Genomic DNA, 15,572 nt, shown 5'->3' with positions numbered 1-15,572 from the left:
CACTTTTAAAAAGCACAATCTGTCTTCCATTCTCACCAGAAAGTTTTTTTATGTGGCTATTTTTTTTCAAGGGCATGAGTTTGAGCGCAGGATTAATCCTTTCCATAGGCTCACAAAATGCCCACGTGTTGCGCATCGGCATTCGGCGTGAGCACGTCGGTTTGACCGTATTGATCTGCATACTCTGCGAAGCGGTCTTGATCTTATTCGGCGTGGCTGGCATGGGCAGTCTGATCAGCCGGCATCCGGCCGCACTCGATGCGGCCCGCTTTGGTGGTGCGGCCTTTCTTACTTGGTATGGTTGGCGCGCTTGGCGGGCCGCATGGCAGGCACAAACGCTGCGTGCCGACCCGCGCGGCCTCAAGCTTGATCGACGCACGGCCAGTTTAGCGGTGTTGGCCGTTACCTTGCTCAACCCGCATGTGTATCTCGATACCGTCATCTTGCTCGGTGCTGTAGCTGCACAGCAAGGGTTGCTTGGTCAATACTGGTTTGCTGCGGGGGCCATCTGTAATGCCGTCGTGTGGTTTCTGGCCTTGGGTTTCGGTGCCCGCTGGTTAGCTCCACTGTTCGCGCTCCCGCGTGCTTGGCAAATTCTCGATGTTGGTGTGGCTGTGCTGATGTGGGGCTTGGCACTCAATCTCTTATTCCACCGTTTGCCGCTGTAGTGCAATGGCTGGTGCACGCGCCTGATCGGCTTGCGCTACCTTGGAAAGTATTTGCTCCATGGTCCAGTGTCGCGTGATCCAGATCGTCAAGGCGGTGCCCGATAACTGTCGCCACAGCATGCCGGTGTGTTGCAGGTGGCCATGTTGGTAGGCGGAAGCGATACGCCAGGCAAAGATGCTCGAAGGCGGCGGTGCTTCGAGCGTCGCGGCGGCCAGCAGGTAGGAGAAGGGATCGAGTACTTCGAGTAACGGTTCGCCTGCGCAACCAGCGGCTGCCCACAGCGCTTGCTGCTGCATACGGTCGATGGATACTGCTGCTAAATCAGGCGTGCCGCCGAGTTCGCGCAAGCCGTAATAATACAGTGCCCAAGGGGTGGCTGCGAGCATCGCTAGGCACATAAAAGCCAATACTGCGAGGCGGATTTGATTGATTGTTTTCATCAGATTTCTATTCTATCGCAAATTTTTTCTGCCACGCAGCGCAGGCCTGTTCCCAAAAATGGCCGATATCCGTCGCGCTGCCGGGCAGTAACAAGCCCAGATGGCGTGCGGCAGGCAGCAAGGCTTCTTGCAGCAAATCATTATCACCGCGATCGAAGCCCAGCGCGCCGGTTTGCTTCGACAATTTTTCTCCTTGCTCATTGCACACGACCGGCACGTGCAGATAGCGCGGCTGCGGCAATTGTAACAACTGTTGCAGATAAATTTGCCGTGCGGTCGAATCGATCAAGTCGGCACCACGCACCACATCGGTGATGCCTTGCGCGCCATCATCAACGACGACCGCCAGTTGATAAGCCCAGAATCCATCGCCGCGGCGCAATATGAAGTCACCGGTTTGATGGCTCAGATCCTGAATTTTTTTGCCATACCAAGAGTCATCGAAACTGATGATGGCCGCAGGCTGTGGCGGCACGCGCAAGCGCCAGGAGCGTGCACGCTTCCCAGTTGCCAAGCCATTGCGACAAGTGCCAGGGTACACCGGCAAGGCCGCCGCCGCGCTGTGCCTTTGAGAGTCGGCAATTTCCTTGCGTGAGCAGGCGCAGGGATACACCAAGCTGCCAAGTTGATCGAAGGCCGCTTGATACAGCGCTTGGCGCTGACTCTGCCAAGTGACTGCGGCATGGCTGAGCATGCCGCAGCGTTGCAGCGACTGTAGAATATGTGTGTCGGCACCGGCTACCTGGCGATCGATGTCCAAATCTTCTATGCGTATCAGCCATTGTCCTTGGTGGGCGCGGGCATCGAGATAACTGGCCATGGCGGCAACCAATGAGCCCATGTGCAATGGTCCGGTCGGCGAGGGCGCGAAGCGTCCGAGATAAGGCGGGCGCATGCTGTTAATTTCCTAATAGCATACGTTGCACGACCGGGTCTTGCAGCTTCTGTAAAAACCAGTGCAAGGCCTTACCTCTGTTCGAGCTACGCCAGACGATGCGATTGCTGCCGATCAGCCGGTGGCCCTCGGTTTGTTTCTCTACCAAACTACCGTTGTTCAAATGCGGCAGGGCCAAACGACGTGGCAAGTGGCCACAACCGAGGCCGGCCAATTGCGCCGATAATTTCGCCGCAATCGAGGGTACGGTCAGGGTATCTTGGCCACGCAACAAGCCGGCCGTCATGCTCGGCAAGTCCAGACCGGTATCCCCGACCGCAATCGCCCTGTGGGTTTGAATCATTTCATGCGTCAGCGGTTCGCTGGCATGCGCGAGCGGATGTTGGGGGGCCACCGCGAACACCCAATCGATGCTGCCGAGTACGCGGGTGTGAAATTCTCCTTGGGTGCGGATCGCCTCCGGGCCATCAAAGGCGGCACCGATGGCTAAATCGGCACGGCCCGAGACCATGCTTTCCCACACACCCGATAAAATCTCTTGAGAGATGCGTAAGCGCGTGCCGCAAGCTTGTTGTTCAAATTCTTTGATCAATGGCAGTAAATCATCGAAGGCAATCACACCATCGAGGACGATGCGCAGCTCGGCTTCCCAACCGCTGGCGGCGCGTTTCACGCGGTTTTCCAACTCTTGTGCGGCGTTCAGCAAGTGCCGTCCCTGCAGCAACAACTCTTGCCCGGCAATCGTGAGTTTGGCACGGTGGCCGCGTCGGTCATACAGCAGCACATCAAGATCTTCCTCCAGCTTACGGATGCTGTAAGTGATCGCCGATGGAACTTTATCGAGGGCGGCAGCGGCGGCGGCAAAGCTGCCTTTGCGCTCAATCGCATCGAGAATTTGCAGGGCTTCGAGCGTCAGGTTCATTGTTGTTGAAAAAATTTGAATGATATATAGGAAATTTTACTCTTATCGGCTTCTTGCTGCTGGTCTATAGTGTGATCCATAGCATCAAATTAACGTGATTTCAGGAGAATCAGATGATTACACTCAGAGCTGCCGGTCAACGTGGTTATGCCGAACATGGCTGGCTCAAGTCCAAGCACAGTTTTTCTTTCGCCGAATATTATGATCCTGCCCACATGGGTTTCGGTCCGCTGCGTGTCATCAATGATGATTGGATCGCTCCCGGCATGGGCTTCGGCACGCATCCGCACAAAGATATGGAAATCATCACCTATGTGCTCGAAGGCGCGATTGCTCATAAAGATAGCATGGACAATGGCAGCACGATACACCCCGGGAATGTGCAATACATGAGTGCCGGCACCGGTGTGCGGCACTCTGAGTTCAATCCCGATGCGGCCACGCCTACCCGGTTGCTGCAAATCTGGATACAACCGAATGTGCTGGGCCAGCCGCCGCGCTATCAAGAACAAATCTTCAGCCGCGCCGATAAAGATGGTCGTCTGTGCCTGGTCGTTTCCCCAGATGGCAGTGCTGATTCTATCGCAATCCGTCAGGATGCGCGCCTGTACATAGGCTTGTTCGATGGCGTGCAAACGACCGAATTGGCCTTGGCAGCAGAGCGCTTGACGTATGTGCACTTGGCACGCGGCAGCTTGACCGTAAACGGTATCGCGCTCAAAGAAGGCGACGCCTTGAAATTGCAAGACGAGAGTTTGTTACAGATTTCAGCAGGACACGAGGCCGAAGTACTGGTCTTTGATTTGCCGACGTAAGCGCGGTTTTTTCTTTATCTCACCAACGAAACAGGGAGCAAATGATGACAACAGTAGCAATTGTGTACCATTCCGGCTACGGCCACACTACTCAAACCGCCCAAGCAGTACAGAGCGGTGCCAGCGCCACCGGCGCCAGCAGCGAATTGATCGCCATCGATGCCGAAGGCAATATCACTGAAGCGCAATGGGCCAGTCTGGCTGCTGCCGATGCCATCGTCTTCGGTTCGCCGACTTACATGGGTACCGTATCGTGGCAGTTCAAGAAATTTGCCGATGCCAGTTCCAAGCCATGGTATAGCCAAGTATGGAAAGATAAAATCGCCGCCGGCTTCACCAATTCCGCCAGCATGAATGGCGATAAGCTGGCTACCTTGCAAACTTTGTTTACCTTATCGCAGCAGCATTCGATGATTTGGGTCGGCACTGGTCTGATGCCAGCGAACAGCAAAGCAGCGCAACGCAACGACATCAATTATTTGGGTAGCTTCAGCGGTTTGATGACGCAGTCGCCATCCGATGCGTCGCCGCAAGAAGGACCTTTGCCGGGCGATTTGGAAACAGCGAAATTATTTGGCCAACGGATTGCCGAAGTGGCGAAAAAACTGCGCTGATCGCGCATTCGCGCCTGCGACCGGAACGGCAGCGTCCCTCAGCAGGCGCAGTTGCACTACTGATTGAGCACGATTTTCTGCGTCGCCGGTTCGCGCGCGAGCAGAAAACGCTGTATCGATTCCACCGTCACCGTATCAATTTGTCCGGCCATGCGACGATTGAAGGGTTGGTCGGCGAAACTGATATTGGCACGAAACAAACGCGCACCGAGCCGCGTGGCGGCGTCGATGTGCAGCGTGTCGGGCGTATAGCCGGCTGCTTTGAGCCAAGCCTGCGCCATATCGCGTCGATTAATATGCAGATCGCTGGCGCTGGCGGCGGCCAGTACTTCGAGTATCCATTGGTTAGAATTTTGATAGTCAGCGGCGAACGGATAGGCCAGCATATTGTAATGCGGGTCGTGCAGCCGGCGGGCGTTGCCATTGCTGAGAGCTTGCGCGATTTGCTGTTGCAGGGCCGGTGGCGGGATCAGAATCAGCGCTTCATAGGCGAACACATCGTCGAGAAAAAAATTCCCCACACCCTCATTGAACAAATCTGAGGCGGCAGTGCCGCATTGGTTCAATTCGTGCGTAATCAACCAGCGTCCATCCTGCTGTTTGCGGGCGAATGCCAGATGCGAATAGCGCACATGGTAGGCCGATAAATCTTGCCCTACCCGCGCCAGCAGCACCAACTCGGCTTGACTGGCATCGAGCCGCTGGCTGGTTTTTTGCGCGAACTCGAGTGCCTGCATGATTTTGCGCGCATCTTGGGGCGGACTATCACAGGCGCGGCCGGCCTGCGCCAAACCGCTCTGGCATAGCCACAGCAGCACGAGTGTGCGGCAAAAACGCCGCATCATGGCGCTTTACTATGCTGCAGCAAGGCTTTGCCGGCTTCATTGGGAATGAAGGCGAGCGCTTTGCCGGCGGCAATCAGCAGATAACCGGTGGCCGTAGCGCTGACTTCGATGACTGCGCCGCTGACGAGGGCCGCTTTCTCTATCCCTTGACCGGATAGTTTGATGGTCGTGCTCGCTGCTGTGCCTGAGGCCTTGAGCACTACCAGCATGCCATCGGCCAGATGCTGCACACTGTCGACGACAAGGCTGGCACCACCGGCCACCACCGACAGACTGCCCAAGACCACGATGCCGGCACCGACCGAGACATTTTCCGAGCCAGCCGAGGCGGCGCAAGACGGACAATCCGCCGCCTGTGCGGTGGGCAGCAGTGCCGCCAAGATGAGGCTCATGAGCAAACTGTGTGTGAGACGAGAAAACATGCTGAGTTCCGATGCATTGTGAAGTAGACAAAAACGTAACATGCCAGTAAATTCAAAAAAACACAAATACATTTATCAAAAATCTGACTAGGGTTGGAAACCCCGGCCTTCAGAGGCTGTCGCAAAAGGGTATTGAGTCGGTGTCATTACCCTAACTGGTGGCCACGTCATTCCTGCGCGCTTTTGGCAGGAACCCAGCGGCGTTCGTGCTTAAAAAAAATGCCAGAGATGATCGTGTTTTCAGCGCTGAAAACGACACTGGGTTCCCGCTAAAAGCATGCGGGAATGACGAGGCTGCGGCATGCGGGAATGACGAGGTATGCGGTGTTTCAGGTTTAAAAAACGTCCATCAGGCTTTTGCGACAGCCTCTTCAGGGCGGGGAGGATGTCAAATTCGTAGCGAGCATTTTTTCGACGAAAAAAAACGCCATGCTGTGTGAGGCAGCATGGCGTGATCTCAGCACAGCGCGTTTCAGGCCGCTGCCGATGAGGCTTTCATACAGTGTGGGCAGGATTTGCCGGCGATATACCAAGGCGACAATTGTTCGCGTGGAGTGACCACGGCACGACAGGCGTAACATTGCTTGGTATCGGTCGCTTCAAGTTGCGGATTGAGGGCAGTGCGGTAATCGAACACGAAACAGTCGCCATGATAATGGGCCCCGCCGACTTCTTCAAAATACTTGAGAATCCCACCTTCGAGCTGATACACGCTGTCGTAACCGATGTTTTGCATGTGAATGGCGGCCTTTTCGCAACGTATGCCACCGGTGCAGAAAGTGACCACGGTTTTATCGTTGAGCGCTTCACGGTTAGCCTCGATCACGGCGGGGAATTCAGTGAATTTGCTGATGCGGTAATCGATGGTATTGTCGAAACTGCCGACATCGACTTCGAAATCATTGCGCGTATCGACCATCACCACGGCACGACCCTGATCATCATGACCTTGATCAAGCCAGCGTTTGAGGGTAGGCGCAGTAACAAATGGCGCGCGTCCTTCTTCCGGCTTAATCAGCGGCATGCGCATGGTGATGATTTCGGCCTTGATTTTTACCAGCAACTTGGTAAACGGCTGGCGCTCGGAAAAACTTTCCTTGGCCACGATATCGGCGAAACGCACATCGCTGCGCAACCAATCCATGTAGGCATCGATTTCATGGCGCAAACCGGCCAAGAACATATTGATGCCTTCGGGCGTGAGCAAGATCGTACCCTTGAGATTGAGCTCGCTGCACTTAGCCAGAAAGGCTGGGCGTCGCTCGGCCGTATCGTCGAAGCTGATGAATTTGTAAGCAGAAATATTAACGTAAGGAGTAGCGCGAGAGAGAGTTGCTGCCGGCATAATAAAGAATTCAGTAAGTCATTGATTTACCTGCATTATAGTAGAAAATCGGCTGATAATGCCGGGTTTCTGCTCAGGCAGCGCCGTCGCGTGCGGCTGGCAGCAGCATGTCAATATGGGCGATGTCATCTTCCAGATACGTGGCCGAGACGGTTTCAAAGCCGAAGCTGGCGTAAAATTTTTCCAAATAGGCTTGCGCACCGATGCGTATCGCCGTGCCCGGATGCGCTGCATGGAGCGCGGCGATACCGCGGCCGAGCAAGTCCTTACCGATTCCGCTGCCGCGCCATGCCGCGCTGCTCAGCACCCGACCCAGCGAGACTTCGGCAAAACTGCGCCCGGCCGGCACCAGACGCAGATAGGCCGCGACCTGCTCGCCATCCCAGGCAATCAGATGGCGGCAATGCGGATCTTTACCGTCGATATCTTGATAAGGACAATTCTGTTCGAGGATGAACACGGCGCAGCGCGCCGCATAAATGTGATGCCACTGCAAGGCGGTGAGGGCATCGAAGTCGGCCAATTGCCAGCGTAATTGTGTGAGATCAGACATAGCAGGTTTACATTTGTTTAAAGAGGTGGGCGTAGATCCGGCTGACCGGCAGTTTTTCTGTACTTTCACGCAGCAGCAGGGTGATTTTTCCCGCTTCATCTTTGTGCGCACTGTGGATGTGCAAGCTGTTGACCACGGTGCTGCGATGGATTTGCCAAAAAATCCCGCCATCCAATTGTGGCAGTAATTCGCGCAGACTGCTGCGTATCAAGGACGAGTGTTCACGCGTGACGACATTGATATATTTATCGGTGGCTTCGAAATACAGCACATCGGCCACCCGTATCATGCGTATCGTGTTACCGACGGCGGCACGAATTACTTGCAGTCGTTCTGGCGCCGGCATGCTGGGCGCAGCGGGCACCAGATCGCGCAATTGCGCTAGCACGCGCGCGAGTTCGCCGTCGTGTTGTGGCTGCACTGCTGCGCGCGCTTGCAAACGCAGCTTGAGACGTTCGACCGTTTGCTGCAGTCGTGTCGCATTGACCGGTTTGAGTACATAGTCGACTGCTGCCTGGTCAAAGGCTGGCACGGCAAATTCATCATAGGCCGTGACAAATACCAGCAGCGGAAAAGCGCTGTCCAGAGGCCATTCTTCGAGCAAGTCGCGCACCACCTCGAGGCCACTGCGGCCCGGCATTTTGATATCGAGGAATAGCATATCCGGGCGCAGTAACAAGGCTTGTTCTACCGCGGCGTTACCATTATCGACGATGCTGCACAACTGACATTGTGGCCATAATTGCGCTAACAAGAGTTGCAGCATTTGTGACAGGATAGGCTCATCTTCAGCCAGCAGGGCGCGTGGTGGATTCATGGGGCGGTCAGGGCAAAAGGAAGACGCAGTTCGGCGCAGACGCCGGTCGGCAGCGCGGGCGTGAGCGTGAGGGTGGCAGCCGCGCCGTACAAGACCTGCAGCCGTCGGCGGATATTGTCATTGCCGACGTGCTGCCGCGACTCATCGACGACGGCGCTCAAACCCAGTCCGCCATCTTGCACGCGCAAACACAAACACGCGTCGTCGCTGCTGGCGCTGACATGCACATGGCCGCCGCTGATGCTCGGTTCGAGGCCATGTTTGATCGCATTTTCCACCAGTGGTTGCAGCAACATCGGTGCAATGCGATGCCCGCGCAGTGCCGCTGGCAAATCGAGCGTGAAACTGAGGCGCTGACCCATGCGGATAGCCAGCAGCTCAAGGTAGGCGGTGATGAGGCCAAATTCCTGTTCCAAGCTGCTCTGCTCGGCGCGCGAAGCAGACAGAGTCATGCGCAGGTAAATGATCAGTTGTTCCAGCATATGCTGGGCGCGCGCCGGATCGAGCATGATCAAGCCCTGCAGATTGGCCAAGGTATTGAACAGCATATGCGGCTCTATCTGCGCCTGTAGCATTTGCAATTGCGCTTGGATCGCTTGCTTTTCGATCGCCGCTGCATGTGCCGCCAGCTCCGCCATTTTGCTCTTGTTCCAAAACGACCACGAGGCCAGCAGGCTGGCCAGTGAAGTCACGGCGATGAAACTGCTGGCCACATTCCATTGTAAGGCCAAGACATGCGGCAGCGGGTACGAGAACAGCGTAGCCGCTATCAGTGTGCCGAGCACGAACGAGACCGGCGCGATCAAACAGCAGAGCGCATAGAAAGTCAGGCTATTCGGCGTGCGGCCGCGCCAAATCAGCTTTTTCAAACCGGTGATGAGGGTATAAGCGCACAAGCCTATGCAATTCGAAAATATCCAATTTTCGAAAAAACTGCCACCGGCATGCATGACATACGTGACCAGCACGCCACAGATTAAATTGATCAGCAACAGGCGTGGCAGATCGCTGATCACATACTGCAGCGTCGGGCTGAAGCTTTGTCGATAAGTCGCGACCAAGGAGGCCAACAGTGAGGGCTGCACGGGGGGAGGTGATGTCATTTGAGCTGACCGCTAAGGGCCGAGGATAAACAGATGGCGTCCATCCTGCCACACTGCGCTGCACTTGTCCGCAGCGCTGCGACGAAAGCAGGTGTCGATGGTGCCGAAGCAGAAATTCTTGGCGTGAGTAACATTCAGATAATCTGCCGATCGCGCAGCGCCTGCAACTGCGCAGCATCATAACCGAGCAGCTTGGCCAGCACCGCGTCGGTATCTTGGCCGAGCAGCGGCGGCGCAGCCTTGTACTGCACCGGTGTGCGCGAGAGTTTCATCGGACTGGCAAGCAGCGGCACCGTGCCGGCACTGGCATGCGGCAGGCTCAGTTGCATTTCTCTGGCTTGCACTTGCGGATCGGCGAACACTTCATCGAGCCGGTTGATCGGGCCGCACGGTACTCCGGCCGCTTCCAATAAGCTCAGCCATTCCTGTTTGCTTTTTTGTTTCATCATAGCCGCCAGCAGCGGCACCAAGACCTCGCGTTGGCGCACCCGCTCCGGGTTGCTGAGAAAGCGCGCATCCTCGGCCAACTCCGGGCAGCCACCGGCACGCACGAACTGCCGAAATTGGCCGTCATTACCGGCGGCAACGATGATGTGACTATCGGAACTGGCGAAGCTTTGATACGGCACGATATTCGGATGGGCATTCCCCCAACGGACTGGCGCGGTGTCGCTGCACAGATAATTGCTACCCATATTAGCCAACATCGCCACTTGCACATCGAGCAGCGCCATATCGATGTATTGACCTTCGCCGCTGCGGTCGCGATGGCTGAGCGCGGCCAGCACGGCGATGGTGGCGTACATGCCGGTCATCAGATCGGTGATGGCGATGCCGGCTTTCTGCGGGCCGCCGCCGGGCAGGGCATCGCGTTCGCCGGTCAGCGACATGAAGCCGCCCATGCCTTGCACGATAAAATCATATCCGGCGCGATGGGCATACGGACCGGTTTGGCCGAAGCCTGTGATCGAACAATAAATCAGATCCGGCTTGATCAGTTTGAGTGCAGCATAATCGAGGCCATATTTGGCGAGCTGACCGACCTTATAATTTTCCAGCACGACGTCGCACTGCGCGACCAAGTCGCGGATGATTTGCTGTCCCTCGGGTGTGGCCAGATCGACCGTGATCGCTTGCTTGCCGCGATTGGCCGCCAGATAATACGCCGCTTCGCTGCTGTCCTGGCCGTTTGCATCTTGCAGATACGGCGGGCCCCAACTGCGGGTATCGTCGCCGACACCGGGGCGTTCTACCTTGATCACCTCGGCCCCGAGATCAGCCAAATTCTGGCTGCACCAAGGCCCCGCCAGCACGCGCGTGAGGTCGAGCACGCGTAAATGTCCGAGCGCGCTGGCCATTGCGGCCGGTGCTGACGCGTTTTCTTGCGGGTCTGTGGCCATCTTGGATTATCCTATCGGTTCTATGTTTATTTATCAGGACGGCAATATGTGGCCCTATCCCAAAGTTCTTGCCCATCGCGGCGGCGGCCGACTGGCACCGGAAAACACCATCGCGGCCTTGGCCTGCGGTTTGTCGCATGGTTTTGCTGCAGTCGAATTTGATGTCATGTTATCAAAGGACAGCGTACCTGTGCTCATGCATGACCCGGATTTCGGCAGAACTATCGCCGGAATAGGTAATGTTGCAACAACCGCAGTAGCTGATTTACAGGAAATGGATGCCGGTGCCTGGTTTTCCGCCGAATTCGCCGGTGAGCGCGTGCCGACCTATGCCGAGGCCATGGCATATTGCCGTCGCCACGGTATTTGGATGAATGTCGAAATCAAACCGGTGCCGGGCTACGAAACGCTTACCGGCGGCATCGTCGCCGCCATGAGCGCGGCCTGTTTTGCCGATGTCGCCAGCGAACGGGTAGAGCAATTGCCCTTATTATCCTCGTTTTCCATCGCTGCCTTACACGCGGCTCGGCTGGCCGCACCGGCGCTGCCGCGCGCCTGGTTATGCGACCGTATCGAAGCGGACTGGCAACGCCAGTTGGCCGAGCTCGGTGCTGTTGCACTGCATACCAACGAAGCCTTTCTGACGCCGGAACTGGCGCGCGCGGTCAAACACAGCGGTGCTGCTTTATTTTGTTACACCGTCAACAGCCCGACGCGCGCACGCGAACTGCTGAGCTGGGGCGTCGATGGATTTTGTACCGACCGCATCGACCTCATTGCGGCCGATTTTAAGTAAGGGCGCGTGATAGTCGGCGTTTTTTTGCAAAATATCGTCGATGTTGTAAAAAAGATTAAATTTACTTCCACCGTTTGCAGCACTGCGCTTTGCGTCTGGCCGGAAGAATTTATACCGTATAATCGAAATTCAACCTATTTCAGCTCCAACTTATTACCCTATGAACTCGTCCGAAATCCGCGATAAATTCCTCAGTTTTTTTGAATCCAAGGGCCATACGCGCGTGCGTTCGTCCAGCCTGATACCGGGCAATGACCCGACCCTGTTGTTTACCAATTCGGGCATGGTGCAATTCAAAGATGTCTTCCTCGGTCAAGATCAGCGCGCCTATAACCGCGCTACCACGGCACAGCGCTGCGTGCGCGCCGGCGGTAAGCATAATGATTTGGAAAACGTCGGTTATACGGCACGTCATCATACTTTCTTTGAAATGCTCGGCAATTTCTCGTTTGGTGCTTACTTCAAAACCGAGGCCATCCACTCGGCCTGGGAATTGCTGACCACCGTCTATGGTTTGCCAAAAGATAAATTAACCGTTACCGTGTATCAAGAAGATGACGAAGCCTATGCCATTTGGAAAGATGAAATCGGCGTACCGGCCGAGCGCATCATCCGCATCGGTGACAATAAGGGCGCGCGCTACGCGTCTGATAATTTCTGGCAAATGGCGGAAACCGGCCCCTGTGGTCCGTGTACCGAAATTTTCTATGATCATGGCGCCGATATTTGGGGCGGCCCACCGGGCTCGGCCGAAGAAGATGGCGACCGCTTCATCGAAATTTGGAATTTGGTGTTCATGCAGTTTAATAAAGATGAGCACGGCGTGCTGCATCCTTTACCGAAACCCTGCGTCGATACCGGCATGGGTCTGGAACGTTTGTCGGCAGTACTGCAGCATGTACACTCGAATTATGAAATCGACACCTTCCAAAATCTGATCAAGGCAGCCGCGCGCGAAACCGGCTGTACCGATTTGGAAAACAATTCCCTGCGCGTGATCGCCGATCATATTCGCTGCGCCAGCTTCCTGATTGTCGATGGCATTATTCCCGGCAACGAAGGGCGCGGCTATGTTTTGCGTCGGATTACCCGCCGCGCGCTGCGCCATGGTCACAAACTCGGCCAGAGCCAGCCATTCTTTTACAAACTCGTGGCCGATCTGGTCAAGGAAATGGGTGGCGCTTATCCGGAACTGGCCGCGGCCGGCGAACGCGTCGCGCAAGTGCTCAAGCAAGAAGAAGAACGTTTCGGTGAAACCCTCGAACACGGCATGAAAATCCTCGAAGCGGCGCTGGCCAAAGACAGTAGCCACCTCGATGGCGATACCGCCTTCACGCTCTACGACACCTATGGTTTTCCGCTCGATCTGACCGCCGATATCTGTCGCGAACGCCATGTTACCCTCGATGAAGCCGGCTTCACCGCGGCCATGGACCGACAAAAACAAACCGCGCGCGCCGCCGGTAAATTTAAAATGGCAGCAGCGATTGACTACAGCGGTGAAAAAACCCGCTTCGTCGGTTACGAACACTTGCAACAAGAAGCCAAAGTCGTCGCCCTCTACGTCGATGGCAGCGCCGTTCAAGCGATCACGGTCGGTCAATTGGCCATTGTGGTACTCGATACCACACCGTTTTACGCCGAATCGGGCGGGCAGTGCGGCGATTGCGGCACGCTGGTGGTGGCCGACGGCAGTCTGTTTGCCGTCAGTGATACGCTCAAAGTACAGGCCGATGTGTTCGGCCATCACGGTGTGCTGCAAAACGGCAGCCTGCAACTGGGGCAAAGCATCAACGCCAGCGTTGCCTTGGATGTGCGCGCTCAGATCATGCGCAATCACTCCGCCACCCACTTGATGCACAAAGCCTTGCGCGAAGTCTTGGGCAGCCATGTCGCACAAAAAGGTTCCTTGGTCGACGTCGAAAAAACTCGTTTCGATTTCAGCCACAATGCGCCGCTCTCGAGCGAAGAAATTCGCAGCGTCGAAACCCTGGTCAATCGCGAAATTCTCGCCAACAGCGCCACCCGTGCACAATCGATGGCCTATGATGACGCCGTCAAACACGGTGCCATGGCTTTGTTCGGTGAAAAATATGGCGATGAAGTGCGGGTGCTCGACATCGGCAGTTCGCGCGAATTGTGCGGCGGTACCCACGTCGTTCGTACTGGTGATATCGGCCTGTTCAAAATTGTCGCCGAAGGCGGTGTCGCAGCCGGTATCCGTCGGGTCGAAGCCGTTACCGGTGAAGTCGCCCTCACGCTGGTACAAAACCTCAGTACGCGCCTCAACCAAGCCGCCGCCGCCTTGAAAGCGCCGGCCGAAGAATTAATCCCGCGTATCACCCAGGTACAAGACCACGTCAAAGCCTTGGAAAAAGAATTGGCTGGTTTGAAGTCGAAACTGGCCAGTAATCAAGGTGACGAATTGCTCTCCCAAGCCCTAGATATTCAGGGCATACAGGTGTTGGCCGTCACGCTTGAGGGTGCCGACCTGACAGCGCTGCGTGAAACCATGGATAAGCTCAAAGACAAGCTGAAAACCGCAGCCATTGTGTTAGCGGCTGTCAATGAAGGAAAAGTGACTTTGATCGCCGGCGTCACGGCCGACAGTACCGCCAGAATCAAGGCGGGCGATCTGGTGAACTTCGTTGCGCAACAAGTAGGCGGCAAAGGCGGTGGCCGTCCTGATATGGCGCAGGCCGGCGGTACCGATGCGAGCGGCTTGGCCAAAGCGCTGGCAGCTGTGCCTGAGTGGATCAACGCGCGCTTATGATACATATCCGTCGTGCGGAACTCTCTGATGCGGCCCAGATTCAACGGGTCTATGCCAGCAGCGGTACCTATGCCGCTACCTTGCAATTGCCGCATCCTTCTGTCGATCTATGGCAGGAGCGTTTGCGCCAAGTCAGCCGTGATGACACCTTACTCGTCGCTATTTACGACGGCGTGATTGTCGCCACGGCCGGCCTGCACATCGAGACGACGCCACGACGTTCGCATGTCGCCACCCTGAGCCTGGGCGTGGCTGATTCGTTTACTGGACGCGGCGTCGGCACCGCTTTGCTGACCGAGTTACTGAGCCTGTCTGATAACTGGCTCAATTTGTTGCGCATAGAATTGATGGTCTTTTGTGATAGTGCGGCGGCCGTACATCTGTACAAGAAATTCGGTTTCGATATCGAAGGCACGCATCGTGGTGCCAGCTTACGCAATGGCTTGTTTGCCGATAGTTATTCGATGGCGCGACTGCACCCGCATCAACCAACGATGCCGGTGCGTCAATCATGACGGCCTTGCGCTATTGCCCAGTTTGTGCCGTCGCACTGGTGCCGCGTGGCGATGCGCATGACCCCAGCTTGACGCGACTGACATGTCCAGAGGCCCACTGGACTCATTGGGATAATCCTGTGCCCGTCGTGGCAGCGGTGCTGGAAGTGGCTGGTCACATTCTGTTGGCGCGCAATGCGGCTTGGACGGAAAATAAATTCGCCCTCATTGCCGGGTTCATGGAACGCGGTGAAACACCAGAGCAAGCGGTAATGCGCGAAGTGAAAGAGGAAACCAATCTCGATGCGCAAGCCGTCAAGCTGATCGGCGTGTATGAATTTGCTCAAAAGAATGAAGTCATTTTGGCCTATCATGTGGTGGCAAGCGGTGAAATCAGTTTGTCCGAGGAATTGCTTGAATACCGGCTGATTGCACCGGCTAAATTACGCCCTTGGAACACCGGCACCGGTTATGCGCTGGCTGACTGGATGCGCGGACAGGGCTTGGTGCCAAATTTTATTGATTGGCAGCAAAACATTTTGCCTTGATAGCAGCGATTTGCCACATTTTAGTGCGCTTTAATTGTGCAAAGAATAAGCTAATGTTGTAAGTGTGTTGCATTGCACCATGCGAATGAAAATTCCGGTAGAATTAGTGCATAGAGTAAAC

At 55.8% G+C, this 15,572-nt stretch carries 17 protein-coding genes; 7 read left to right on the top strand and 10 right to left on the bottom strand.

The features are described from left to right. The first annotated feature begins 74 nt into the window (after positions 1-74). Positions 75-668: a LysE/ArgO family amino acid transporter gene (locus RHM61_RS01615; protein ID WP_322251018.1), complete on the top strand. Its 594-nt coding sequence runs from the start codon at positions 75-77 to the stop codon at positions 666-668. On the opposite strand, the gene RHM61_RS01610 is transcribed toward RHM61_RS01615, so the two are convergent. Genes RHM61_RS01610 through RHM61_RS01600 form a run of 3 tightly spaced genes read right to left on the bottom strand, consistent with a single transcriptional unit; the run spans position 645 to position 2,926 of the window. Further along, complete coding sequence (locus RHM61_RS01610; RefSeq protein ID WP_322249396.1) at positions 645-1,109, bottom strand: hypothetical protein; 465 nt, start codon at positions 1,107-1,109, stop codon at positions 645-647. The genes RHM61_RS01615 and RHM61_RS01610 overlap by 24 nt on opposite strands. 7 nt (positions 1,110-1,116) lie before the next feature. After that, positions 1,117-2,004 carry a tRNA glutamyl-Q(34) synthetase GluQRS gene (gluQRS, locus tag RHM61_RS01605; RefSeq protein WP_322249395.1) on the bottom strand — a complete coding sequence of 296 codons (888 nt, stop codon included), beginning with the start codon at positions 2,002-2,004 and terminating at the stop codon, positions 1,117-1,119. A gap of 4 nt (positions 2,005-2,008) precedes the next feature. After that, positions 2,009-2,926 (bottom strand): LysR family transcriptional regulator, encoded by a 918-nt coding sequence (locus RHM61_RS01600; RefSeq protein ID WP_322249394.1) that lies wholly within the window; start codon positions 2,924-2,926, stop codon positions 2,009-2,011. A gap of 113 nt (positions 2,927-3,039) precedes the next feature. Here RHM61_RS01600 and RHM61_RS01595 point away from each other — a divergent pair, with 113 nt between their 5' ends. Continuing rightward, complete coding sequence (locus tag RHM61_RS01595; protein WP_322249393.1) at positions 3,040-3,741, top strand: pirin family protein; 702 nt, start codon at positions 3,040-3,042, stop codon at positions 3,739-3,741. Between the two features lie 44 nt (positions 3,742-3,785). Continuing rightward, positions 3,786-4,355 (top strand): flavodoxin family protein, encoded by a 570-nt coding sequence (locus tag RHM61_RS01590; RefSeq protein WP_322249392.1) that lies wholly within the window; start codon positions 3,786-3,788, stop codon positions 4,353-4,355. Positions 4,356-4,411: 56 nt separating this feature from the next. Here RHM61_RS01590 and RHM61_RS01585 read toward each other — a convergent pair whose 3' ends face one another. The 7 genes from RHM61_RS01585 to RHM61_RS01555 all read right to left on the bottom strand — a co-directional run bounded on the left by RHM61_RS01585 (position 4,412) and on the right by RHM61_RS01555 (position 10,798). Then, a complete protein-coding gene (locus RHM61_RS01585) occupies positions 4,412-5,200 on the bottom strand; it encodes a DUF2145 domain-containing protein (RefSeq protein WP_322249391.1) in 789 nt (262 codons plus the stop codon). Next, a complete protein-coding gene (locus RHM61_RS01580) occupies positions 5,197-5,622 on the bottom strand; it encodes a hypothetical protein (protein ID WP_322249390.1) in 426 nt (141 codons plus the stop codon). Before RHM61_RS01580 ends, RHM61_RS01585 begins: the two co-directional genes overlap by 4 nt. A gap of 472 nt (positions 5,623-6,094) precedes the next feature. Next, a complete protein-coding gene (locus tag RHM61_RS01575) occupies positions 6,095-6,967 on the bottom strand; it encodes a sulfurtransferase (RefSeq protein ID WP_322249389.1) in 873 nt (290 codons plus the stop codon). A 73-nt stretch (positions 6,968-7,040) separates the two neighbouring features. Next, positions 7,041-7,520 carry a GNAT family N-acetyltransferase gene (locus RHM61_RS01570; protein WP_322249388.1) on the bottom strand — a complete coding sequence of 160 codons (480 nt, stop codon included), beginning with the start codon at positions 7,518-7,520 and terminating at the stop codon, positions 7,041-7,043. Between the two features lie 7 nt (positions 7,521-7,527). Next, entirely contained in the window at positions 7,528-8,337 is an 810-nt protein-coding gene (locus RHM61_RS01565) for a LytTR family DNA-binding domain-containing protein (protein ID WP_322249387.1), read from the bottom strand. Beyond that, positions 8,334-9,440 (bottom strand): sensor histidine kinase, encoded by a 1,107-nt coding sequence (locus RHM61_RS01560; protein WP_322249386.1) that lies wholly within the window; start codon positions 9,438-9,440, stop codon positions 8,334-8,336. Before RHM61_RS01560 ends, RHM61_RS01565 begins: the two co-directional genes overlap by 4 nt. Before the next feature lie 134 nt (positions 9,441-9,574). Then, positions 9,575-10,798: a CaiB/BaiF CoA-transferase family protein gene (locus tag RHM61_RS01555; protein ID WP_322251017.1), complete on the bottom strand. Its 1,224-nt coding sequence runs from the start codon at positions 10,796-10,798 to the stop codon at positions 9,575-9,577. 88 nt (positions 10,799-10,886) lie between these two features. Between RHM61_RS01555 and ugpQ the strand changes: the two genes are divergently transcribed. From ugpQ to RHM61_RS01535, 4 genes are all read left to right on the top strand, one after another. Beyond that, positions 10,887-11,636 (top strand): glycerophosphodiester phosphodiesterase, encoded by a 750-nt coding sequence (ugpQ, locus tag RHM61_RS01550; RefSeq protein ID WP_322249385.1) that lies wholly within the window; start codon positions 10,887-10,889, stop codon positions 11,634-11,636. 160 nt (positions 11,637-11,796) lie between these two features. Continuing rightward, positions 11,797-14,409 (top strand): alanine--tRNA ligase, encoded by a 2,613-nt coding sequence (gene alaS, locus RHM61_RS01545; protein ID WP_322249383.1) that lies wholly within the window; start codon positions 11,797-11,799, stop codon positions 14,407-14,409. Further along, entirely contained in the window at positions 14,406-14,924 is a 519-nt protein-coding gene (locus RHM61_RS01540; RefSeq protein WP_322249382.1) for a GNAT family N-acetyltransferase, read from the top strand. Before alaS ends, RHM61_RS01540 begins: the two co-directional genes overlap by 4 nt. Beyond that, on the top strand, positions 14,921-15,451 hold the full coding sequence (locus tag RHM61_RS01535) for an NUDIX domain-containing protein (protein WP_322249381.1): 531 nt from the start codon (positions 14,921-14,923) through the stop codon (positions 15,449-15,451). The genes RHM61_RS01540 and RHM61_RS01535 overlap by 4 nt, the downstream gene beginning before the upstream one ends. Positions 15,452-15,572 lie beyond the last annotated feature (121 nt).

Source organism: Undibacterium sp. CCC3.4 (assembly GCF_034347425.1).
Lineage (GTDB): Bacteria > Pseudomonadota > Gammaproteobacteria > Burkholderiales > Burkholderiaceae_D > Undibacterium.
The sequence above is the reverse complement of the archived record's forward strand: the minus strand, read 5'-3'. Positions and strand labels throughout refer to the sequence as shown.

Excerpts from the sequence above, each read along its gene's own strand:
- ugpQ (WP_322249385.1), top strand. The coding sequence starts at position 10,887 with ATGTGGCCCTATCCCAAAGTTCTTGCCCATCGCGGCGGCGGCCGACTG.
- RHM61_RS01540 (WP_322249382.1), top strand. The coding sequence starts at position 14,406 with ATGATACATATCCGTCGTGCGGAACTCTCTGATGCGGCCCAGATTCAA.
- RHM61_RS01615 (WP_322251018.1), top strand. The coding sequence starts at position 75 with ATGAGTTTGAGCGCAGGATTAATCCTTTCCATAGGCTCACAAAATGCC.
- RHM61_RS01600 (WP_322249394.1), bottom strand. The coding sequence starts at position 2,926 with ATGAACCTGACGCTCGAAGCCCTGCAAATTCTCGATGCGATTGAGCGC.
- RHM61_RS01570 (WP_322249388.1), bottom strand. The coding sequence starts at position 7,520 with ATGTCTGATCTCACACAATTACGCTGGCAATTGGCCGACTTCGATGCC.
- RHM61_RS01575 (WP_322249389.1), bottom strand. The coding sequence starts at position 6,967 with ATGCCGGCAGCAACTCTCTCTCGCGCTACTCCTTACGTTAATATTTCT.
- RHM61_RS01585 (WP_322249391.1), bottom strand. The coding sequence starts at position 5,200 with ATGATGCGGCGTTTTTGCCGCACACTCGTGCTGCTGTGGCTATGCCAG.
- RHM61_RS01590 (WP_322249392.1), top strand. The coding sequence starts at position 3,786 with ATGACAACAGTAGCAATTGTGTACCATTCCGGCTACGGCCACACTACT.
- RHM61_RS01580 (WP_322249390.1), bottom strand. The coding sequence starts at position 5,622 with ATGTTTTCTCGTCTCACACACAGTTTGCTCATGAGCCTCATCTTGGCG.
- RHM61_RS01610 (WP_322249396.1), bottom strand. The coding sequence starts at position 1,109 with ATGAAAACAATCAATCAAATCCGCCTCGCAGTATTGGCTTTTATGTGC.
- RHM61_RS01560 (WP_322249386.1), bottom strand. The coding sequence starts at position 9,440 with ATGACATCACCTCCCCCCGTGCAGCCCTCACTGTTGGCCTCCTTGGTC.
- RHM61_RS01555 (WP_322251017.1), bottom strand. The coding sequence starts at position 10,798 with ATGGCCAGCGCGCTCGGACATTTACGCGTGCTCGACCTCACGCGCGTG.
- RHM61_RS01595 (WP_322249393.1), top strand. The coding sequence starts at position 3,040 with ATGATTACACTCAGAGCTGCCGGTCAACGTGGTTATGCCGAACATGGC.
- RHM61_RS01565 (WP_322249387.1), bottom strand. The coding sequence starts at position 8,337 with ATGAATCCACCACGCGCCCTGCTGGCTGAAGATGAGCCTATCCTGTCA.
- gluQRS (WP_322249395.1), bottom strand. The coding sequence starts at position 2,004 with ATGCGCCCGCCTTATCTCGGACGCTTCGCGCCCTCGCCGACCGGACCA.
- RHM61_RS01535 (WP_322249381.1), top strand. The coding sequence starts at position 14,921 with ATGACGGCCTTGCGCTATTGCCCAGTTTGTGCCGTCGCACTGGTGCCG.
- alaS (WP_322249383.1), top strand. The coding sequence starts at position 11,797 with ATGAACTCGTCCGAAATCCGCGATAAATTCCTCAGTTTTTTTGAATCC.